This window comes from Nocardia sp. NPDC004860, assembly GCF_040609015.1.
Classification (GTDB): domain Bacteria; phylum Actinomycetota; class Actinomycetes; order Mycobacteriales; family Mycobacteriaceae; genus Nocardia.
In genome coordinates, this window is the sequence record NZ_JBEXJI010000001.1 from 573850 (window position 1) to 594720 (window position 20871).

The window sequence follows — 20871 nt, forward strand, 5'->3', positions numbered from 1 at the left end:
CGATCGGATCAAACTGGGCGCAGGTCCAACATTGTCCCTGCGCCCTGTGTCGCTCCCCACCCTCGACTCGTTACACAAGCGCATCAACGGGTTTCGCGCATCAGCGTGCCGAACCGGTCCCCGATCCGGTGCCCACCGAGCCACTGGCCGAACCACTGTCGGCCGAGCCGCTCGCGGAACCGCTGTCGGCCGAGCCGCTCGCCGAACCACCGTCCGCCGAACCCGTCCCGATCGGACCACTGGGCACGGTCGCACCCTTCGACCCCGGCCGGTTGACATAGACGGTCACCGGCGTCGACGCGTCGGCCTCCACCGTCACCACCCGGGCACCCGCCGCGGAGGTGACATGGCCGCCGTCGACCCGTACCGCGTACCCGTCCGGATAGTGCAGATCCGACACATAGATCTCGGTCGGTCCACTCGCCGGGCGCGGGGTGTACCGGTAGGCGAAGTCACCGGTGGCGGGATCGAAGATCATCCGCCCCGGCGTGCCGGCGGTGGCCTGCGGATAGGTCCGCACCAGCTGCTTGCCGACATCCCCGAGGAACGGGTCCGGCTTCGGCCCGCCCGCGCCGAACCGCGAGGTGTAGGTCCAGTACTGCCAGCTGACGAAGCGCTCGTCGGCGCGGCCGAGGGTATTGCTCAGCACGGACGCGTCGCCGTCACCGAATTCGGTGACCAGGGTGGGCAACTGGGCGCGGGCGGTGAAGGCGTCGATATTGCTCCAGGTCTTGGCCTGCTGCACCGGGCACAGACCGCGCAGGAAGGCGGGCAGCCCCGAATAGATGGCGAGCTGACTCGGGATGCAGTAGTCGTGTGGCGCGAAGGCGATGTCGGGCGCGCTGATCGGCGGATTCTTGCCCAGATTCGTGGGCATGGTCTCGTTCCAGGTGACATTGGGTTCCCACAGCACCATGAGGTCGCCGTTACGGCCACGCACGGCATCGGTCAGCTTCTGCATGGCCGCCTGGTATTTGACGTCGAAGCCCGGACAGCCGTTCGGGAAACAGGACAGGAAGGCCGAACCCGGCCACGGCTCGTTCAGCAATTCGATGCCGAGCGCGCCCGGGTGTCCGCTCACCCGCGCCGCGAGCGCCCCGAGCGCGTCACCCAGGTAGTCGAGCACTCCGTAGGTGTTGTTCCAGACCTCGTCCCAGCCGGAGTTCATGCTGGGCATCAGATAGTAGAACGGGAAGCCGACATTGGGCTCCAGGCCGCTGGGCCGCGCGTGGATGGCCCATTCGGGAAAGCCGTTGCCGCCCCAGATGCTCGAGAGTCCGTCCTGGTGGTTGTCGAGCAGAGTGTGAATCCCGTACTGCGCCAACGTGTCCACTACGCCGGCGACGCGATCGAGGTAGGCGGTGTCGACCACGCCCCTGGTCGGCATGAGCGCGTCGAAGGAGACGCCGAGGCGCACGGTGTTGAAGCCGTGCCGCGCGAGCAGCGCCGCATCGTCGGCGGTGACGGTGAGGCCGTCGCCGGGTTCGAGGAAGGGCGGCTCCTTGTCGACATTGTTGACGCCGTGCAGCAGGACGACGCGGCCGCTGTCGTCGACGAACCGCACGCCGTCGGTGTGGAGCCGCGCGAGCGCGGAGCCCGCGGGCGCGGCCTGGGCGACGGCGGCGGGCGCGATCAGCGCACCCGCCAGTGCCGCGGTGAGCAGTCCGCGGATCCAGCGCCCGGCGCGCCCGATCCGGGCCGTGGTGGTCCTGTGTATCGGCATCGCTGTTCAGTTCTTTCAGGTCAATCGTCCAAATGGACATTCGTCCAAGTTTGGAGTGATCGTAGCCACCGAAACTCGGGTCTTGACCGTTTTCGCGAGATAGATCGGCCGCTTCCCGGCCGGTCAGGTGCGCCATGAGCGAAAAGGACGCAGGTCACGTGGCATTGTCGGTGACTTCCTGGAGAATGGACCAGGCCCATTCGGGCTCGGACAAAGCCAGGAGGTGTCGTGACCGACGGTCCACTCATCGTGCAGAGCGACAAGACGCTGCTGCTGGAGGTCGACCACGAGTCGGCCGATGCGGCGCGGCAGGCCATCGCGCCGTTCGCGGAACTGGAGCGCGCGCCCGAGCATGTCCACACCTATCGGGTGACACCGCTCGCGCTGTGGAACGCCCGCGCGGCCGGGCACGACGCCGAGCAGGTGGTGGACGCGCTGGTCAGCCACAGCCGGTACGCGGTGCCGCAGCCGCTGCTGGTGGACATCGTCGACACCATGGCCCGCTACGGGCGGCTGCAGCTGGTCAAGCATCCCGCGCACGGGCTGGTACTGGTCAGCCTGGATCGCGCGGTGCTGGAAGAAGTGCTGCGGCACAAGAAGATTCAGCCCATGCTGGGCGCGCGTCTCGACGACGACACGGTGGTCGTGCATCCGTCCGAGCGCGGGCGCATCAAGCAGATGCTGCTCAAGATCGGCTGGCCCGCCGAGGATCTCGCCGGATACGTGGACGGCGAGGCCCACGAGATCAACCTGGACTACGAGTCCAGCGCCTGGCATCTGCGCGACTACCAGGAGATGGCCGCGGACTCCTTCTGGGCGGGCGGGTCCGGCGTGGTCGTGCTGCCCTGTGGCGCGGGCAAGACCATGGTGGGCGCGGCGGCCATGGCCAAGGCCAAGGCGACCACGCTGATCCTGGTCACCAATACCGTGGCCGGGCGGCAGTGGCGGCGCGAGCTGCTGGCCCGCACCTCACTGACCGAGGACGAGATCGGCGAATACTCCGGTGAGCGCAAGGAGATCCGCCCGGTCACCATTGCCACGTACCAGGTCATCACCCGCAAGACCAAGGGCGAATACCGGCACCTCGAGCTCTTCGACAGCCGGGACTGGGGCCTGGTCATCTACGACGAGGTGCATCTGCTGCCCGCCCCCGTCTTCCGCATGACCGCGGACCTGCAGTCGCGCCGCCGGCTCGGGCTGACCGCCACCCTGGTCCGCGAGGACGGCCGCGAGGGCGATGTGTTCTCGCTGATCGGCCCCAAGCGCTACGACGCGCCGTGGAAGGACATCGAGTCGCAGGGCTGGATCGCGCCCGCGGACTGCATCGAGGTGCGGGTCACCCTGACCGACGCCGAGCGCATGGCCTACGCGACCGCCGAGCCGGAGGAGCGCTACCGGCTGTGCTCCACCGCGCGCACGAAACTGCCTGTGGTGGAATCGATTCTGGCCCGGCACCAGGATGCGCCGAGCCTGGTGATCGGGGCTTACCTGGATCAGCTCGACGAGCTGGGCGAGCATCTGAACGCCCCGGTCATCCAGGGTTCCACCCGCACCAGGGAGCGCGAGGAGCTCTTCGACGCCTTCCGCCGCGGCGAGATCCCGGTGCTGGTGGTGTCGAAGGTGGCCAATTTCTCCATCGACCTACCGGAAGCCTCGGTGGCGGTGCAGGTTTCGGGCACGTTCGGGTCGCGGCAGGAGGAGGCGCAGCGGCTCGGGCGGCTGTTGCGCCCCAAACACGATGGCGGCCAGGCTCACTTCTATTCCGTGGTCGCACGTGACACGCTGGACGCCGAGTATGCCGCGCACCGGCAGCGTTTCCTGGCGGAGCAGGGGTATGCCTATCGCATCACCGATGCGGACGACCTGCTGGGGCCGACGATAGGATAAGTGGAGGAAGAGCCTCCATAAGGCGGGAGGGACGCACGTGCGGCGCTTCGAATTCGCGGTGGATCGCGACCATGCCCGGGCGGTCAACGAGGTCGTCGCGTACCTGCGGCGGCTTCGCATCTGGGCGTACAGCGCGGCCATCGGGCTGGGACTGGGCACGGCATTCCTGATCTGGGTGAACCACCCCTGGTCCTGGCTGCTGGCGGTGGCGTTCCTGCTCGCCGCGGTGACCGCGCTGTTCATCGGGTACTGGACGCCGCATCGGGGCCGGGTGGACAAGCTGTACGCCGCCGGCGATCTGGTGCCCGCCGTGGTGTCGGAGACCCACGGGAACGGGGCCACCCTGCTGGCCCTGGTCGATCTGGCCAAGCCGAATACCGCGGGGCCGCGCTACGCGCTGGTGACCCGCACGGTCCGCTCGCTACCCGGGCATCGGGCCCGCGCCGGGGAGCGCGTGCCCGCGGTGACCGTGCGGGTGGATCGCGCGCCCGGCCCGGTCGGGGATCTGTGGCAGTCGGTGAGCGCCATGCCGATCGCCTGGGGCACCCGGGATCTGAACATCATCGAGCGCGCACGCGGGGCCATCAACGAGGTGGAGTGGAAACTGCTCACCGACAATCTGGACCTGGCCACCAAGGTGCGCGGCGCGGACGCCAAGCGCCTGCTGCTGGACCCGCAGCAGCTGCCGGAAGAACTGCGCGGCTGAACAATCCGGGCGACAGGCAACAATAAGGGCGACAGGCGCGGCCACCGAAAATAGAATGATCGGATGATTCCCGCCGCGAATATGCTGGCGTTTCTCGTCGCATCCATTGTCATTGTCATAATCCCCGGTCCCGGTGTGCTTTTCGTGATCGGCCGGGCGCTGACCTACGGGCGGCGCGCGGCACTGCTGTCGGTGCTGGGCCATTCGGCCGGCGTCATGGTGATCCTGGGCCTGGTCGCCGCCGGGCTCGGCGCCATTCTCGCCGCCTCGGCCATCGCGCTCTCGATCGTGAAGCTGGCCGGCGCGCTGTACCTGATCTACCTGGGCATCCAGGCCGTCCGGGAACGGCGTTCGCTGCGCGAGGCCTTCGAGGCGAAGGTCGAGCCCATGGAGAACGGCCGGGTGCTGCGCCAGGCGGTGCTGGTCGGGCTGACCAATCCGAAGGCCATCATCTTCTTCTCCGCGGTGCTGCCGCAGTTCGTGGCGCCGCGGGCGGGCGCGGTCCCGGTGCAGATGCTGATCCTGGGCGGGCTGTTCCTGGTGGTCGCGCTGATCTCGGACTCGGTCTACGCCCTGCTGGCGGGTACCGCGCGGAACTGGTTCGCCCGGTCACCCAGGCGGCTGGAGGTGGTCGGCGGCGCGGGCGGCGTGATGATCATCGGACTGGGCGCGAGCGTCGCCGTGTCGGGCAGCGCCAACTGAGGGGTGCGCCGATTAGCATCGGGCTGGTCGGCGGTCGATCACGGAAAGGGGTCGGTGCAGCGCATGAGGCGGAACTGGCGGTACCTGGCGGTGGGGGCGGTACTGCTGGCGGGCGCGAATGCGGCTCCCGCGCAGGCGGATTCGGGTGACCCGCTCGCCGGCTCGCCCGGGCTGGGCGATCCCTACTATCCGATGGACGGCAATGGCGGCTATCACGCCGGCCATTACGACGTCACCATCTCCTACGATCCGCCGTCCCATCAGCTGACCGGGTCGACCCGGATCGACGCGGTGGCCACGCAGGCGCTGCGCACGTTCAACCTGGATTACAGCGGGCCGGAGATCTCCAAGGTGACGGTCAACGGGCTGCCGGCCTGGTTCGACCGCACCGATGAGCACGAACTGGTCGTCACGCCGCTGATCCCGCTGCTGCCCGGCCTGCCGTTCACCGCGCAGGTGCAGTATGCGGGCGCGGCCACCGGCACCGATGGCGACGGGTGGTGGTTCTCGCCCAGTGGCGGGGCTTTCGTTGCGGGCGAACCGCATTCGGCGAGCGCCTGGTACCCGCTCAACGACACGCCCTTGGACAAGGCGACTTTCACGCTGCACGCCACAGTGCCGCAGGAGTGGGAGGTGATGTCCAACGGCGACAAGGTGTCCGACACCGTGCAGGGCGCGGACCGCACCGTCTCCTGGGAGATGCGCCAGCCGGTGGTCGGCTACCTGACCACCATCGCCATCGACCGGTTCCAGTTCCTGGAACAGCGGCGCGCCAATGGAACTCCGTTGCTGAGCGCGTTCGCGCCGGACGCGTCGAAGGCCAGGGAGGTGGAGTCGCGGCTGCCGGAGATCCTGGACTTCCAGGAACAGCTGTACGGGCCGTACCCGTTCGACACCGGTGGCGGCATCTACGTCGACACCGATCTGCAGTTCTCGCTGGAGACCCAGACCCGGCCCATCTACGCGCCCTGGACCGATCTGGACACCGTGGTGCACGAGATCACCCACCAGTGGTGGGGCGACTCCGTGTCGGTGAAGCAGTGGTCGGACGTCTGCCTGAACGAGTGCTTCGCCAGCTACACCGCCGACTACCTGTGGCCGGAACGCAAGGACGGCAAGGACGTCGACGCCGAGTACCGGGAGACCATCGCGAAATACCATGACGATCCGAAGTTCTGGGAGATCCCGCTCCAGAACCCCGGCAAGGGTAGCGAATTCACCTCGGTCTACTACCGCGGCCCGCTGTTCCTGCACGCGCTGCGCCGAACCATGGGTGATGACGCCTTCTTTCCGGCGGTCCGCGACTTCGTCATGGGACACGAGTACGGGAATGCCTCCATGCCCGAGTTCCGCGCGTTCATGCAGACCCGCACACCCCGCGATCTGAAGGGCTTCTTCACCGCCTGGCTCGACCGCACCGACCGTCCCGCCGACGAGTTCCTCTACCCCGGCAGCCTGCGCGCGTGAGACGTTGCCCGCCGCGGAATGCGCGGCGGGCCACCGCAGCGGCGACCGTGATCCGGTCAGGCCGGAAGCGGGCGGGTACGGTCCGACAGCACCAGCGCGGCCATGGCGCCGAGCACCGAGCCGGTGACGAACCGCTGGGCCCGCAGCCAGAGCGGCCGCCGCGCCAGGAAGGTCGCGATGGCGCCCGCGCTGAGCACGATCAATCCGTTCACGGTGATGGCGATGCTGATCTGCACCGCGCCCAGGCAGAGGCTCTGCAGCCACACCCGCCCGTGCGCGGGCACCACGAACTGCGGAATCAGCGCCATGTACAGGATGGCGATCTTCGGATTCAGCAGATTGGTGACGAGCCCCATGGTGAACAGCCGCCGCGTCGGATCCGCGGGCAGCTCGGTCGGCGTGAACAGCGAAACCCCGCCGGGCCGGAACGTCTTCCACGCCAGATGGAGCAGGTACACCGCGCCCGCCACCTTCAGCGTCAGATACAGCGCCGGCACCGTGGCGAACACCGCGGTGATCCCCGCGGTCGCGGCCGCCAGATACACCCCGAACCCGACCGCTACCCCCGCCAGCGACACCAGCCCGGCCCGCCGCCCCTGCGACACGGTCCGCGACACCAGATACATCATGTTCGGCCCCGGCGTGAGCACCAGCCCCAGCGCCGCCACGGCCACCCCCAGCACCGCACTCGTCTCGATCACCCGGCCAATTCTCCGAGCCCTGCCCACCCGCTGTCGCGGTCCACTCACCACCATCTGGACCCCGAACCCAGAGCCATCACGCACAGCCGGATCGGCGGCGTCAGTTGCCGACTGTGAGGACGGCTTTCCGAAGTCCGGCGCTAGCGGACGATGTCGGCGGTGTGGCCCGCGCGCAGGCGGCGGACACCCTCGGCGATGGTCTCTTCCTTCTTGCAGAAGGTGAAGCGCACCAGGTGGTTCCAGGCGGCCTTGTCGTCGGCGAAGACGCTCACCGGCACCGCGGCCACGCCGAGGCGTTCGGGCAGCTCTTTGCAGAAGGCGTAGGCGTCGCTCGCGCCCAGCGGCGTGATGTCGGCGCACACGAAATAGGTGCCGTCACTGCGCTTCACCCCGAACCCGGCGTCGGCGAGCGCGGCCGAGAGCCGAAGTCGCTTCTCCGACAGCGTGTCCCGCAGCGCGGCCACCCACTGCTGCTCGGTGTTCAGCGCGTGCGCGACCGCGGGCTGGAACGGCCCGCCGCCGACGAAGGTGAGGAACTGCTTGGCGGCGAGCACCGCGTCCAGCAGCGGCGCGGGCGCGCAGGCCCAGCCGATCTTCCAGCCGGTGACGCTGAATGTCTTTGCGGCGCTGGAGATCACGATGGTGCGCTCGAACATGCCGGGCAGGGTGGACAGGCTGATGTGCTCGTGCCCGTCGTAGTAGAGGTGCTCGTACGCCTCGTCCGACATGACGTACAGGTCGTGTTCGATGGCGATGTCCGCGATGGCGGTGAGGTCGGCGCGCGAGAGTACGGTCCCGGTGGGGTTGTGCGGCGAATTCAGCAGCAGCAGACGGGTTTTCGGGGTGATGGCGGCACGCAGGCTGTTCAGGTCGAGGGCGAAGCCGTCGCCGTCGGGCACCAGCCGCGCGGTGCGGCGCCGCGCCCCGGCCAGCGCGATGGCGGCGGCGTAGGAGTCGTAGTAGGGCTCGATGAGCACCACGTCCTCGCCGGGTTCGACCAGTCCGAGCACGGTGGCCGCGATGGCCTCGGTGGCGCCGACGGTGACCAGCACCTGGGTGTCCGGGTCGTAGTGGGTGCCGTAGCGGCGGGCGCGGTCGGCGGCGATGGCCTGCCGCAGGACCGGCACGCCGCGGCCGGGCGGGTACTGGTTGAACCCGTCGGCGATGGCCTGCCGCGCCACCTCGAGCATGCCCGCGGGGCCGTCGCTGTCCGGGAAACCCTGACCGAGGTTGACCGCGCCGTGGCGCACGGCGAGCTCGGTCATCTCGGCGAAGATCGTCGACGCGAAGGGCTGCAGTCGGGCGACGGTGGGAATGCGCGGCATGTCCGGAGCCTAATCCATCGGCGAAAACGGCCCGCGACGGTGAGCTACCTCACAGCGACGGCCCGCGGTTCACTGCGGCAGCCGGATGCCCGTCAGCTTGGCGGGGTTCACCACGTCGTAGACGCCCCACACCCGGCCCTCGCGCACGGTGAAGGCGTACACGCGCTGCGGGTTCCCGGCGGACCCGTTCTCGGCCGGGATCGCGTGCGCGAGGATTCCCCACTGCCCGTTGACCAGCACCGGTTCGAGCTGCCGGGCGGGTCCGATGTGCTCGGCGTCGAAGAGCCCGAATCGGCGCCACAGGCCCAGCCAGAGGCGGACGTTCTTGTCCACGCCCGCAACCACATTGATGGCGGTGGACACGGTGCCGCCGCCGTCGCCCACGGTACGCACGTCCGGGTGCAGCGCGGCCACGATGGCGGCGACGTCGCCGCTGCCCAGCGCTGCGAGCAGTCGCCGCACCGCGGCATTGTGCTCGTCGTCGGTGACCGGGGCGGGCGCGGCCGCCACCGCCTTGCGGGCCCGGGTGGCCAGCTGTCGCGCGGAGTCCACGGAAATGCCCAGGATGTCGGCGATTTCGCTGAACGGCACCGAGAAGCCGTCGTGCAGAACGAATGCCACGCGCTGCGGCGGGGTCAGCGTGTCCAGCACCACGAGGGCGGCGAAGCGGAATTCCTGTTTGCGCACCACGGCCGCCAGCGGGTCCGGGGTGCTGGAGGGCGTCACCGCGCTGACCACCGGCTCCGGGAGCCATTGCCCCACATACTTTTCCCGCCGGACCGCGGCGCTGCGCAGCCGGTCCAGGCAGATGCGGCCGACCACCGTGGTGAGCCAGGCGCGCAGATCCTCGATCTCGGATTGGCGGGCCACCGCGAGCCGCAGCCAGCTCTCCTGCACCGCGTCCTCGGCGTCGCTGACGCTGCCGGTGAGCCGGTAGGCCACCGAGAGCAGATGCGGCCGATGCGTTTCGAACAAGTCGGCAAGGAGAGCGGCAACCATCGGATCGATCCTACGGCCGGGCTCCGACAACCTCGTCACCGCCCCGGTGGCCAGAACCCGCTGTGCCCGCGCACGTTTCCGTGACAGCATGACCGCATGGACGCGGAATTCCTCTCCGACGGCGTGGTCCGGCTGTCGCCGCCCGCAGTTTCCGACATCGACGCCATCACGGCGCTGTGTCAGGAACCGTCCATCGGCGCCTGGACCACCATGCCGGTCCCCTATCACCGCGCCGACGCCGAGAAGTTCATCTACGACATCGTCGGCCCGGGCTGGGCCACCCGCAGCCCCACCTGGGCGCTGCGCCGCGCCACGGACGGGCCGGTGGTCGGCATGATCGGCCTGACCGTGCCCAATCGCCGCCGGGACGAGGACACCGCCGAGATCGGTTTCTGGCTCACCCCCGCCGCCCGCGGCGAGGGCCTGATGACCCGGGCCGCGCTCCTGGTCACCGCGGTGGGACTGGATCCCGCCGGGCTGGCCTTCGAGCGGCTGGAGTGGCGCGCCTTCGTCGGCAATCACGCCTCCGCGGCGGTGGCCCGCCGCGCCGGCTACCACTATGAGGGACTGCTGCGCGGCGGCTCGCTCCAGCGCGGCGTCCGCCGCGACACCTGGGTGGCGGGCCGCCTGCGCGACGACCCCGCGACGCCCAGCCCGCACTGGCCCGAGGGTGTCTGACACACCCGGAAACAGGTTCGGCGCACACCCGCCGGACTGGGTGTGCGCCGAACATAGTGTGCACGCCGGACTCGTTTCGTGCGAGGTGAAATCGCGACGAGCGGGTGCTGGTCAGATGGCCGGGCCGGCTAGCCGCGGGCCTCGCGGCGGCGGGTGACGGCGTCGGCGAGCCGATCGAGCTGGGCCGCGGTCGTGTCCCAGTCGATGCACGCGTCGGTGATGGACTGCCCGTAGGTGAGCGCCTCCGGGTGGCCGAGGGTGAGGTCCTGGCGGCCCGCCACGATGAAGGACTCCATCATGAGACCGACCACGGTGTCCTCGCCCGCCGCGATCCGCTCGGCGAGATCGGTGACGACGTCGATCTGCTTGTTGTGGTCCTTGTTGGAGTTGCCGTGCGAGGCGTCCACGACCAGCCGCTGCGGCAGCGACGACTTCTCCAGGCGCAGCAGGGCTTCCGCGCAGGAGGCGGCGTCGAAGTTGGGCCCGTTGCTGCCGCCGCGCAGGATGACGTGGCAGTCCGGGTTGCCCGCGGTGCGGATGAGCGCGGAACGCCCGTCCAGGTCGGTGCCGGGGAAGACGTGCGAGGCGGCCGCGGCGCGCACGCCGTCCACCGCGACCTGCACGTCGCCGTCGGTGCCGTTCTTGATGCCGACCGGCATGGACAGCGCCGAGGACAGCTGCCGGTGCACCTGGCTGGCCGCGGTCCGCGCGCCGATCGCGCCGTAGGCGACCAGGTCCGCGATGTACTGCGGGGTGATCGGGTCCAGGAACTCGCACGCCACCGGCAGCCCCAGCGCGGTGATGTCGACCAGCAGGCGACGGCCCAGGTCCAGGCCGGTGTTGATGTCGAAGCTGCCGTCCAGGTGCGGGTCGTTGATGAGACCCTTCCAGCCCAGCGTGGTGCGCGGCTTCTCGAAGTAGACGCGCATCACCACGTGCAGCCGGTCGTCCAGCTCGGCGGCCTTGGCGGCGAGCCGGCGGGCGTAGTCCATGGCGGCGTCGGGGTCGTGCACCGAGCACGGGCCGACGATCACCATCAGGCGGTCGTCGGAGCCGTTGAGCACGTCGACGGTGGCCTTGCGGCCGGCGCGCACGGTGTCGGCGAGGGTGTCGTCGATCGGGTGGGCGGCACGGATCTCACGGGGCGACCGCAGCGGGCTCACGCTGAGCGTGCGCTGATCGTCCAGATCGGCATGCCGTTTGTCGAGATCGGCGGTGGTGGTCATGGGTGGGTTTCCTGTCCCAGGCCGACCCACGGAGAGTTCTTCGAAACCCCTTCGAGCCGGTCTGTTTTCGTCCGGCTCGGGGTGGAGGATGTCAGCGCAGGTTCACGCCGCGCGACCCACCCGGGGCCGGCTGGCTAAACCAGAAATACACACGCTGCATGCACCGGACTGTACCAGAGATCCCGAATCGTGCCTGTGGCGTGGAACACTATCGATGGGACAGGCCTCTCACATACTGGGACGAACCAGGTCAGCGCAGGATGTAGTGCAGGATCACATCGTGCACGTGGCGGGTCTTCTCGTCGCCCCGGAACTCCACCTCGTAGGTGTGGTGCCCGGTGCTGATGGCGATGTGCCCGGAGGAGAAGAACTGTCCCGCGAACGACTTGTTGGTCAGGATGCTGACGCTCGAGATCCGCGCGTACGGGATGCTCGTGATGGCGATCTTCTTCCCGACGAACGAGTTGTCCTGGATGACGACCCGCCGGTCGGTGATCCCCAGGAATCCGGTGCCCACCCCGATGGCGTCGTACACGGCCAGGATCTGTTCACCCGGCAGCAGTCCCTGCTGGATCTTGTCGAGCTGATCCCGCCGGTCGAATGGAATGCTCATCGGTTCTCCGGCCTCCGGGTCAGCGGCGAACGAACGGATAGGTGACCTTGGTCAGTTGCTCGGACAGCTCCCACAGCCGCCGCGCCATCACCTCGTCCTTGGAGGCGGCGGTGGAGGTGCTGGGCCCGGGGTAGCCGCGCATGCCGCGCAGCCCGGTCGGGCCGTAGAAGCCACCCGGCTCGACCTCCGAGGTGGCGGCGAACAGCGTTGGCAGCGAGCCCATTTCGGCGCTCTGCGCGAACAGCCGGTTGCCGATGGACATGAGCGTGTCGTACAGGGATTCGGTGTGCCCCTGCAGCTCGGTGGCGGCGTAGCCGGGATGTGCGGCCACCGACACCTTGGTGGATCCGGCGGCTGTCAGGCGGCGCTGCAGTTCCCGCGCGAACATGAGATTGGCCAGCTTGGACTGCCCGTAGGCGGCCCAGCGCTGATAGGAGCGCCGCTCCCAGTTGAGATCCTCGAGGTCGATGCGGCCGATGGCGTGCATGCCGCTGGAGAGCGTGACCACCCGGTCGCGAATCTTGTCCAGCAGCAGCCCGGTCAGCGCGAAATGACCGAGATGGTTTGTGCCGATCTGCATTTCGAAGCCGTCGGTGGTGCGCTTGAACGGCACCGCCATCACGCCCGCATTGTTGATCAGCACGTCGGCGCCGTCGACGGAGTCGGCGAACTCGTGGATCGAGGTCAGGTCCGCCAGATCCAGCCGGCGCACCTGGGCATTGGGGCCGATCTCGTCGGCGACGGCCCGCGCCTTGACCTCATTGCGGCACGCCATGATCACGCGCGCCCCGGCGCCGGCGAGCGCACGCGCGGTGACCGCGCCCAGCCCGCTGTTGGCGCCGGTCACGATGACCGTCCGGCCCGCCTGATCGGGGATGTCGGAGATGTCCCAACCACTCACGGGGTCGAGTCTAGGGGCGCGGCGGCGTGCTCGTCTGATCTCGGCGCGAACCGCTCCCGGATTCGGAATTTGCCGACGCCTGCCGAGGGTGCTCCGGCGCGTCGTGCCCGTCTCGCCGTCGACCCTTGCGACCTGCCCGAGCGGTAGCGTCCGCGACCATGAGCACCCTGCTGCTCCCGGGTTTGCTGGGCGTTCTGGTGCTGATCTGACGTTCTGGTGCTGATCTGACATTGTGACCGCCACGGACATCGAGACCACCCTCACCGAGAGGGATCGGGCTTTTCAGGACAGGGCGAGGACCTCGTCGTCGGACATGGCGGCCACCTCCAGGTAGAGGCGGGCCACCTCGTCCAGCCGGCCGGCCGCGCCGGCCCGCTCCTCACGATCCAGCAGGCGGCGGGCCAGTCCCGCGACCGTGCGGGCCGCGAAGAAGTCGGCGACCACGGTGTCCGGGGAATCCAGCCAATCCCGCACGCGCCCGACGACCGCGGTCGCCAGCACCGAATCGCCGCCGAGGGCGAAGAAGTCGTCGGTCACGCCGACCCGCTCGCGGCCCAGCACCGTGGCGACGATGTCGGCCACGGCGCGCTCGATACCGGTTCGGGGAGCGACGAATTCGCCGTCCCGATCACCCGCGGCCAGCAGGGTCGCGATGGCCTTGCGGTCCGGTTTGCCGTTCGAGGTGAAGGGCAGCTCGGCCAGCAGTTCGACCCGGGACGGAATCATGTAGGCGGGCAGCAGGTCCGCGGCGGCCGCCAGCAGGGCCGGGACCTCGAGGGTGACGCCCTCGCCCGCCACCACGATCGCCGCGAGTTTCGGTGCGGCCGCGCCGATCACCGCCGCGATGGCGTGCCGCACACCCGGCAGGGCGCGCAGGGCGCTCTCCACCTCGCCGAGTTCCACGCGATACCCGCGGATCTTGACCTGATGGTCGGCGCGGCCCAGGAACTCCAGGCAGCCGTCCGGCAGGTACCGCGCCAGATCACCGGTGCGGTACCAGTTCAGGCCCTCGTGGGTGACGAACCGGTCGGCGGTCCGCTCGGGGTCGCCGCGATACCCGGCGGCCACGCCCGCCCCGCCGATCCACAGCTCGCCGGTGACCCAGTCCGGGCAGTCGCGTCCCGAGGGCCCGACCACCCGGCAGCGCACATTGCGGAGCGGAGTGCCGTACGGGACGGCCGACCATTCCTGCGGCACTTCGGCATTCACCACTTCACAGATGGTGGAGTGGATGGCGGTCTCGGTGGCCCCGCCCAATCCGGCGAACCGGCAGTCCGGGGCCACCGCGGCCAGCCGTCCGGGCAGCGCCACATCCACCCAGTCGCCGCCGAGAATGACCATGCGCACACTGTCCACCGGCTTCCCGGCGGCCGCCTCGAGCAGCATGTCCAGCAGGCTGGGGACGCAGTTGACCACCGAAACCCGATGCCGCCGAATCATTTCGGCCCACCGCCCCGGCTCGCCGCGCTGTCCCTCATCCAGCGCGACGACCGCACCCCCGGCACTGAGCAGGCCGAAGATGTCGTAGACGGACAGGTCGAACTCCAGCGCCGACAGGGCGAGCGCCCGATCGTCAGCGCCGATCCCGAACCGCTCATTGAGGTCGTCGATGGTGTTCATCGCCGCCCGATGCGGCACCTCCACGCCCTTCGGCTGTCCCGTCGACCCCGACGTGAACAGCACATACGCGATGGCCTCGGTATCCGGAATCACGGCCTCGGCCAACGGTTCCGGATACCGCCGCGCCTCGGTCAGCGCCAGCGTCGGCACCCCGGTGACCTCCGCCCCGGCCGTCACCGCCGCCACCACGGTGCCGATCCGCACGATCTCGTCCCGGCGCGCCACGGGCTGATCGAATCCGATCGGCACATACACGCCGCCGGCCGCGAGCACACCCGCGCTGGCCAGGATCTGACCGGGCCCCTTCGGCAACTGCACCGCGACCGCATCACCCGGCCGCACCCCTGCCGCACGCAACGCACCCGCCACCGCGAGTGCCTGCCCGGCCAGCTCGCCATAGGTCAGCACCCGTGCTGCGGAGGCGGACGTATCCACGAGGTCGTCCTCCCAGATGACCGCGGGCGCATCCGGATTCGCAGCGGCGAACTCGAACAGCCCACTGTGCAGCGCCCGCCCGCTCACCGGACCATCGGTGGCATTCACCCGGGTGCGAGCCACCGCCTGCTCCACCGGAATTCGCACCGCCGCCTCGGCATCCCACCCCGCGTCGCGGACCTCTACGTCCGGCTCGTCACTGCCCGCCAGGCGCAGGACGGCGTCGATGTAGCGGGTGAACATGGTCTCGACCATGGCGGGCGGGAAGGCGTCGGCGCGGACGTCCCAGTTCAGCAGGAGGCCGCCGCGGACCTCGGTGACCTGAGCATCGAGCAGCACCTGCGGGCCCTGGGAGATGATCCAGACCGGCTCGCCGAAAGTAGCGGTGACCTGGTCGGCGAAGAGCTCGCCGAGATTGATGGCGCTGGTGTAGACGATCGGGGCCAGCACCGGTTCGCCGCGCAGCCGGCCCAGGTCTCGCAGCACCTCGAGGCCGGTGTAGCCGGAATGCGCTCCGGCGGCATGCAATTCACGCTGCAGGGCGCGGGCCCGGTCGGTGACGGTAGCCGGCTCGGCCACATCGACCTCCAGCAACACCGAGGAGGTGAAGTCGCCCACCACCCCGTCCACCTGCGGATGCACCGGTTCCCGATGGAACAGCGGCAGATTCAGCAGGAACCGCCGCTGCGCCGACCACCCGCCGATAGTCTCGGCGAACACCGACGCCAACGCCATCGCGGGGGTGATCCCCCGCGCATGCGCCGCCGCGAACATCCGCGCCTTGGCCTCCGGCGACAGCCACCGATGCAGCCGCACGGTGCGCGCCCGCTCCTGGACCTCGGAGCCGCCCGGCAGTTCCGGCGCGCCCGGCAGATCCGCGAGCCGCTGCTGCCACCACTCGCGATCGGCGGCGTGTTCCGGTGCGGGACCGGCATGTTCGGCCAGGTACTGCCGGAACGTGTAGTGCTGCGGCGGCAGCTGCTCGCCGTGATAGAGCCGCGCCAGGTCGGCCACCAGGATCCGGTAGCTCATGGCGTCGGCCGCGAGCATGTCCACATCCAGGTGCAGCCGGGTGCGCCCGTCCGGCAGCAGGGTCAGCGCGATATCGATGACCTGGCCGTCCTCCACCGCCATCAGCTGATGAGTCCGGCGCTCCCGCAACGCCTCCAGCGTCCGCTCCACCGATTCGGGGTCGGCCGCGCGCAGATCGGTGACACTCCAGACATCCCGGCCCGGCCGCTCCAGCGTCTGCTGGGTCCCATCGGGCAGGAACCGCGTCCGCAACATCGGATGCCGCCGCACCAGCGCCTCGACCGCGGCCCGGAGCCGCTCCGGATCCACCCCGGCCCCGTCGAATTCGACATAGAGATGCGCCGCGACCGCCCCCAGCTCCTGGCCCTCGCCCCGCCCGACCCAGTACGCGTGCTGCATCGGCGCCAGCCCGAACGGACTTCCGTCATCCGCCTGCTCGCTCGCGGCCGCAAGCACATCGTCCGCCCGGTCATTCGATTCCGCCCCGCCGAGGAGGCGGTGCCAGGCGGCGACCGTGGGTTCGGCGGCGAGTTGGGCGAAGTTGACGGCCAGGCCGCGTTTACGCCAGGAACCCGCGAGTTTCATGGTGCGGATGGAGTCGAGGCCGAGCTCGATGAGGTCGGCGTGGTCGGGGACGACGGCCGGGTCGAGGCCGAGGTGGCCGGCGACGGCGGTGCGGATCTCGTCCCGGGCGATGCTCGCCGCTGACCCCTGGGGTGACTCCATTTCCGCTGGTACTCCTTGCTCGAGGGAGGGGATGGCCGCTGCCGATCCGGAATTCGGATGTCGTTCGACAGCAGCGTAACCCATTGAGATAGGGTTGCCTAACCTATGCAAGGCCACCCTTACTAGTCAGAGGTCAGAGCTGTGACATCGACCGCATCCGCGGAGACATCGACCGCAAAACCCGCCACGGACCACCGCGACGGCTTCGTCCCGTTCCCCGACGACCTGGCCGAGCGGTACCGGCGGGCCGGATATTGGGCGGGCCGGCCGCTGGGCGAACTCCTGCGCGACGCGGCCCGGCAGTGGCCCGGCCGACCGGCGCTGCTGGGCGACACCGAGACCTCCTACGCGGCGCTCGACCTGGCGGCCGACCGGATGGCGCACGGCTTCCTCACCCTGGGCATCCGGCCGGGCGACCGGGTCGTGCTGCAGCTGCCCAATGTCCCCGAGTTCGTTCCGGTGCTGTTCGGCCTGCTGCGCGCCGGGATCATCCCCGTGCTCACCCTGCCCGCCCACCGGCGCGCCGAGATCGAGCATCTGACAAGGCTCTCCGGCGCGGTCGCCTACGTGACGGCGGACCGGCTCGCCGACTTCGACTACCGCACCCTCGCCGCCGAGGTGAGCGCGCACGTCCCGGCCCTGCGGCACGTGCTGGTGCTCGGCGACCCGGGCTCGTTCACCGACCTGAATTCCATTCCCGCCGACGGCGATTCGCTGCCCGAGGTCGACGCCTCCGATATCGCGCTCATGCTGGTCTCCGGCGGCACCACCGGCCTGCCCAAGCTCATCGCCCGCACCCACGACGACTACGCCTACAACGCGAAGGCCAGCGCCGAGGTCTGCGAGCTCGGCCCGGACGACGTCTATCTCGCGGCCCTCCCGATCGCCCACAACTTCCCGCTGGCCTGCCCCGGCGTGCTCGGCACGGTGGCCACCGGCGGCGCCATGGCCTTCGTGACCGACCCCAGCCCGGAGAGCGCCTTCGCCGCCATCGAACGCCACCGCGTCACCGTCACGGCGGTGGTACCGCCGCTGGCCCAGCTCTGGTGCGCGGCAGTGGAGTGGGAGGACGCCGACCTGTCCTCGCTGCGCCTGCTCCAGGTCGGCGGCGCGAAGCTGGCCGAGGTGAACGCCCGCGATGTCGTCCCCGCCCTGGGCGTGCGGCTGCAACAGGTGTTCGGCATGGCGGAGGGCCTGCTCAACTACACCCGCGCCGAGGACTCCGACGAACTGGTCTGCACCACCCAGGGCCGTCCCCTCTCCCCCGCCGACGAGGTCCGCGTGGTGGACGAGCAGGGCAACGACGTCGAAGACGGCCAGGAGGGCGAGCTGCTCACCCGCGGCCCCTACACCCTGCGCGGCTACTACCGTGCCCCCGAACACAATTCGCGCGCCTTCACCCCGGATGGCTACTACCGCAGCGGCGATCTGGTGCGCCGCCTGCCCAGCGGCCACCTGATCGTGTCGGGCCGCATCAAGGACGTCATCAATCGCGGCGGCGAGAACATCTCCTGTGACGAGCTCGAGGAACACCTGCTCGCCTATCCGGGCGTCCGGCACGCGGCCGCCGTGGGCCTGCCCGATCCGGCGCTCGGCGAGAAGGTCTGCGTGGTCCTGGTGACCGCGGGCGACCTGCCGTCGTCGGCCGCCGTCAAGGCCTTCCTGACCGAGCGCGGCCTGGCCACTTACAAGCTCCCGGATGTATTGCGGCAGGCCGACGTCCTGCCCGTCACCGCGGTCGGCAAAATCGACAAGAAGGCCCTCGCCGCGCGCTACTGAGCCACACGCCCTAGGGTTCAGCCATGGGTGGGTGGAACACATCGGACATTCCTGACCAGACCGGTCGCATCGTGATCGTCACCGGCGCGACCAGCGGCCTGGGCGAGGCCACCACGCGGGCCCTGGCCGCCGCCGGCGCCCAGGTGATCATGGCCTGCCGCAATGAGATCAAGGCGCAGGCCGTGGCCCGGACCATGCCCGGGACCGTGCAGATCCGCCAGCTCGACCTGGCCGACCTGGCCTCGGTGCGCGCCTTCGCCGCGAGCGTCGAGCGCGCCGATGTCCTCATCAACAACGCCGGGGTGATGGCGGTGCCGAAACAGCGCACCACCGACGGCTTCGAATTGCAGATCGGCACCAACTATCTGGGCCACTTCGCGCTGACCGGCCTACTGCTGGACCGGATTTCGGAGCGGGTGGTGAACACCTCCAGCATCACCCACTTCATCGGCCGTATCGATCTGGAGGACCTGAACTGGGAGCGGCGCGCCTACTCCCGCTTCGGCGCGTACGCGCAGTCCAAGCTGGCGCTGCTGCTGTTCACCTACGAGCTGCAGCGGCGGCTGACGCTCACCGGCTCGCCCACGCTGTCCGTGGCCGCGCACCCGGGCTATGCCGCCACCGAGATCAGCTCGGAGACCCAGAACCTGCTGGAGCAGATCGTCGGGCTCGGCAATCGGCTGGTGGCGCAGAGCGCCGAGATGGGCGCTCTCCCAACGCTGTACGCCGCCACCGCCGCGGTCGAACCGGGTGGCTACTACGGGCCGGACCGGTTCAACTGGCGCGGTCACCCCGCCAAGGTCGGCTCCAATGCCGCCTCCCACGACGAGAAGACCGCCCGGGAGCTCTGGGAGCTGTCCGAGCGGTTGACCGGGGTCGAGTTCGGCGTCTGACGCTCAGGCGCGCACCACGTACGGCGCGACGCTGCCGAGTTTCTCGCAGGTCTCCTCGAATTCGCGTTCCGGCCGGGACTGCCCGACCACGCCCGCGCCCGCACGCAGCCACGCGCCCGCACCGGTCTGATAGACCGCGCGCAGCACCAGCGTCGCCTCCAGCGCGCCGTCGGGCGAAACCGTCACCACCGCACCGGAATACAGGCCACGTGGATCGTGGTCGAGGCGGAACACCGCATCGACGCCCGCGGCCTTGGGAATCCCGGAGGCGGTGACCGACGGGAACAGCATCTCCAGCGCGTCCCACGGGCTGCGGCCGGCCGCCAGCCGCCCGCGCACCGTGGAGGCCAGGTGCTGCACGCTGCCGCGCTCACGCACGGCCATGAAGTCCGAGACCGCGGTGGTGTCCGGCTCCGCCACGGCCGCGATCTCGGCGAACGAGGTCTGCACCGAAATGGCGTGCTCGACAATCTCCTTCGGATCCCGCACCAGGTCGGCGCGGGCGGCCAGATCGACCGCGTCGCCGCGCCCGAAGGCCCGGGTCCCGGCCAGCGGCTCGGTGGTGACCACCCGGTCCCCGTCCACGGCCGCGACCAGTTCCGGGCTGAAGCCCGCGGCCTCCAGCCCGCCCAGCCGCAGCAGGAACGAGCGCGCCGGGGTGTTGTGCACGCGGCCCAGCCGGTAGGTGTCCGGAATGTTCACCGCGAAGGGCAGTTCCACCTTCCGCGACAGAATCACCTTCTGGTACTTGCCGTCCCGGATCTCGGCGACGCCGGTGGCCACCCGGTCCCGGTAGCCCGTGGGATCCACGGTGACGTCGATGGGGTGCGCGACCGGCAGCGGCGTGTCCTGCGCGGCCGCGATCAGCGCGTGGATGTCGCCGGTCTCGGACGGCGTCGCGCCCGACACCCGTACCCCCGCGCTGTCGATGCGCACCTCGATGCGCGGAATCATCAGGTGCGCCAGCGTCGCTCGCGGGTGCACGTGCGCGGTCGCGCCCAGCGACCAGGCGCAGAACTCGAATCCGATCCACCCGAACGCATTCCGGCCGTCCAGCGGCAGTGCGGCCAGCGCGCCGTCGACAGCCTGCGCCGGATTCCCCGTCCACGGCCCGGCGGTGGTGCGCCCGTCCCAGCTCACCCGCAGTTCGTTCGCGTCCAGCTCGACGCCGCCCAGCGGGTCGGCCGCGAACACCCATTCGCCGGGCCGCTCGTACACCACGTATTCGCCGAAGCGATCCGCCGCCGCCAGCGCGGTGACCGCCGCGACCGGATCGGTGACGTGTTCGCCCCACCGCTGCTCCCCCTCGAGCCGTACCCGTTCGTCAGCGACCGACACCAGACCTCCAAGGTTATGCTTACCTAACTTGATGAGTGAGGTTAGCATTGCCTTTCCCAGAGTGGGGAAGGGTCGATCGCGACCTGCGTCACGGCACCCCGCGCCGCCCCGAAACCCACG

General features: G+C 69.9%; 16 protein-coding genes. 7 read left to right on the forward strand and 9 right to left on the reverse strand.

The features are described from left to right. Nucleotides 1-100: 100 nt before the first annotated feature. Nucleotides 101-1723 (reverse strand): cellulase family glycosylhydrolase, encoded by a 1623-nt coding sequence (locus tag ABZV44_RS02395; protein WP_354830889.1) that lies wholly within the window; start codon nucleotides 1721-1723, stop codon nucleotides 101-103. Nucleotides 1724-1951: 228 nt separating this feature from the next. Between ABZV44_RS02395 and ABZV44_RS02400 the strand changes: the two genes are divergently transcribed. From ABZV44_RS02400 to ABZV44_RS02415, 4 genes are all read left to right on the forward strand, one after another. Continuing rightward, nucleotides 1952-3610: a DNA repair helicase XPB gene (locus ABZV44_RS02400; protein ID WP_354830892.1), complete on the forward strand. Its 1659-nt coding sequence runs from the start codon at nucleotides 1952-1954 to the stop codon at nucleotides 3608-3610. A gap of 37 nt (nucleotides 3611-3647) precedes the next feature. Further along, on the forward strand, nucleotides 3648-4316 hold the full coding sequence (locus ABZV44_RS02405; protein WP_354830895.1) for a DUF3239 domain-containing protein: 669 nt from the start codon (nucleotides 3648-3650) through the stop codon (nucleotides 4314-4316). Between the two features lie 63 nt (nucleotides 4317-4379). Further along, the gene (locus ABZV44_RS02410) at nucleotides 4380-5018 is read left to right on the forward strand and encodes a LysE family translocator (RefSeq protein ID WP_354830898.1); all 639 of its coding nucleotides are present in this window, start codon (nucleotides 4380-4382) and stop codon (nucleotides 5016-5018) included. 63 nt (nucleotides 5019-5081) lie between these two features. Beyond that, a complete protein-coding gene (locus ABZV44_RS02415; protein WP_354830900.1) occupies nucleotides 5082-6485 on the forward strand; it encodes a M1 family metallopeptidase in 1404 nt (467 codons plus the stop codon). A gap of 56 nt (nucleotides 6486-6541) precedes the next feature. Here ABZV44_RS02415 and ABZV44_RS02420 read toward each other — a convergent pair whose 3' ends face one another. The 3 genes from ABZV44_RS02420 to sigJ form a co-directional block, all read right to left on the reverse strand. Further along, on the reverse strand, nucleotides 6542-7186 hold the full coding sequence (locus ABZV44_RS02420) for a LysE family translocator (protein ID WP_354830903.1): 645 nt from the start codon (nucleotides 7184-7186) through the stop codon (nucleotides 6542-6544). A gap of 140 nt (nucleotides 7187-7326) precedes the next feature. Further along, nucleotides 7327-8511, reverse strand: a complete 1185-nt coding sequence (locus ABZV44_RS02425) for a pyridoxal phosphate-dependent aminotransferase (protein ID WP_354830906.1) — start codon at nucleotides 8509-8511, stop codon at nucleotides 7327-7329. A gap of 69 nt (nucleotides 8512-8580) precedes the next feature. Then, entirely contained in the window at nucleotides 8581-9510 is a 930-nt protein-coding gene (sigJ, locus tag ABZV44_RS02430) for an RNA polymerase sigma factor SigJ (protein WP_354830908.1), read from the reverse strand. A 96-nt stretch (nucleotides 9511-9606) separates the two neighbouring features. On the opposite strand from sigJ, the gene ABZV44_RS02435 reads away from it, so the two are divergent. Next, complete coding sequence (locus ABZV44_RS02435; protein ID WP_354830911.1) at nucleotides 9607-10188, forward strand: GNAT family N-acetyltransferase; 582 nt, start codon at nucleotides 9607-9609, stop codon at nucleotides 10186-10188. A gap of 128 nt (nucleotides 10189-10316) precedes the next feature. Here the strand turns inward: ABZV44_RS02435 and ABZV44_RS02440 are convergent, their stop codons facing one another. The 4 genes from ABZV44_RS02440 to ABZV44_RS02455 all read right to left on the reverse strand — a co-directional run bounded on the left by ABZV44_RS02440 (nucleotide 10317) and on the right by ABZV44_RS02455 (nucleotide 16741). After that, nucleotides 10317-11414, reverse strand: a complete 1098-nt coding sequence (locus tag ABZV44_RS02440; protein ID WP_354830915.1) for a 3-deoxy-7-phosphoheptulonate synthase — start codon at nucleotides 11412-11414, stop codon at nucleotides 10317-10319. 250 nt (nucleotides 11415-11664) lie between these two features. Further along, nucleotides 11665-12027, reverse strand: coding sequence for a PH domain-containing protein (locus ABZV44_RS02445; protein ID WP_354830917.1), 363 nt, complete (start codon nucleotides 12025-12027; stop codon nucleotides 11665-11667). Nucleotides 12028-12046: 19 nt separating this feature from the next. Beyond that, nucleotides 12047-12928, reverse strand: coding sequence for an oxidoreductase (locus ABZV44_RS02450; protein WP_354830919.1), 882 nt, complete (start codon nucleotides 12926-12928; stop codon nucleotides 12047-12049). A gap of 282 nt (nucleotides 12929-13210) precedes the next feature. Beyond that, nucleotides 13211-16741, reverse strand: a complete 3531-nt coding sequence (locus ABZV44_RS02455) for an amino acid adenylation domain-containing protein (RefSeq protein ID WP_354830921.1) — start codon at nucleotides 16739-16741, stop codon at nucleotides 13211-13213. A 141-nt stretch (nucleotides 16742-16882) separates the two neighbouring features. On the opposite strand from ABZV44_RS02455, the gene ABZV44_RS02460 reads away from it, so the two are divergent. Further along, a complete protein-coding gene (locus ABZV44_RS02460; protein ID WP_354830924.1) occupies nucleotides 16883-18520 on the forward strand; it encodes an AMP-binding protein in 1638 nt (545 codons plus the stop codon). A gap of 23 nt (nucleotides 18521-18543) precedes the next feature. After that, a complete protein-coding gene (locus ABZV44_RS02465) occupies nucleotides 18544-19413 on the forward strand; it encodes an oxidoreductase (RefSeq protein WP_354830926.1) in 870 nt (289 codons plus the stop codon). A 3-nt stretch (nucleotides 19414-19416) separates the two neighbouring features. Here ABZV44_RS02465 and ABZV44_RS02470 read toward each other — a convergent pair whose 3' ends face one another. Continuing rightward, a complete protein-coding gene (locus tag ABZV44_RS02470) occupies nucleotides 19417-20751 on the reverse strand; it encodes a salicylate synthase (protein WP_354830929.1) in 1335 nt (444 codons plus the stop codon). Nucleotides 20752-20871 lie beyond the last annotated feature (120 nt).

Coding starts and splice junctions, on each gene's coding strand:
- ABZV44_RS02445 (WP_354830917.1), bottom strand. CDS start 12,027: ATGAGCATTCCATTCGACCGGCGGGATCAGCTCGACAAGATCCAGCAG.
- ABZV44_RS02440 (WP_354830915.1), bottom strand. CDS start 11,414: ATGACCACCACCGCCGATCTCGACAAACGGCATGCCGATCTGGACGAT.
- ABZV44_RS02395 (WP_354830889.1), bottom strand. CDS start 1,723: ATGCCGATACACAGGACCACCACGGCCCGGATCGGGCGCGCCGGGCGC.
- ABZV44_RS02415 (WP_354830900.1), top strand. CDS start 5,082: ATGAGGCGGAACTGGCGGTACCTGGCGGTGGGGGCGGTACTGCTGGCG.
- ABZV44_RS02435 (WP_354830911.1), top strand. CDS start 9,607: ATGGACGCGGAATTCCTCTCCGACGGCGTGGTCCGGCTGTCGCCGCCC.
- ABZV44_RS02410 (WP_354830898.1), top strand. CDS start 4,380: ATGATTCCCGCCGCGAATATGCTGGCGTTTCTCGTCGCATCCATTGTC.
- ABZV44_RS02455 (WP_354830921.1), bottom strand. CDS start 16,741: ATGGAGTCACCCCAGGGGTCAGCGGCGAGCATCGCCCGGGACGAGATC.
- ABZV44_RS02425 (WP_354830906.1), bottom strand. CDS start 8,511: ATGCCGCGCATTCCCACCGTCGCCCGACTGCAGCCCTTCGCGTCGACG.
- sigJ (WP_354830908.1), bottom strand. CDS start 9,510: ATGGTTGCCGCTCTCCTTGCCGACTTGTTCGAAACGCATCGGCCGCAT.
- ABZV44_RS02465 (WP_354830926.1), top strand. CDS start 18,544: ATGGGTGGGTGGAACACATCGGACATTCCTGACCAGACCGGTCGCATC.